At 71.0% G+C, this 307-nt stretch carries 1 pseudogene; it reads left to right on the forward strand.

Annotated elements, in window-relative coordinates:
* A pseudogene (locus tag EVC45_RS45310) lies at positions 1 to 307 on the forward strand (hypothetical protein); the annotation flags it as partial.

Below are 307 nucleotides of genomic sequence, written 5' to 3' on the forward strand. Positions count from 1 at the left end.
CGAAGTGGCCGGACGAGGACGACGCGCGTGAAGCGACGTTGTGTCTGGGCGGTCGCGTGGGCTCGGATGCGTGGCTGCGCGGGTCGATGGACGCGCAGGCAGTGGCCAACGCGCTCAATGCCCTCTCGAAGTGGCCGGACGAGGACGCCACGCGTGAAGCGGCCCTGCGCCTGGCCGGTCGCCTGACCTCGGATGAAGGGCTGCGCGAATCAATGAACGCGCAGGCGGTGGCCAACGCGCTCAATGCCCTCTCGAAGTGGCCGGACGAGGCCGACGCGCGTGAAGCGGCGCTGCGCCTGGCCGGTCG

It is taken from the genome of Paraburkholderia sp. UYCP14C (assembly GCF_004197395.1).
Classification (GTDB): domain Bacteria; phylum Pseudomonadota; class Gammaproteobacteria; order Burkholderiales; family Burkholderiaceae; genus Paraburkholderia.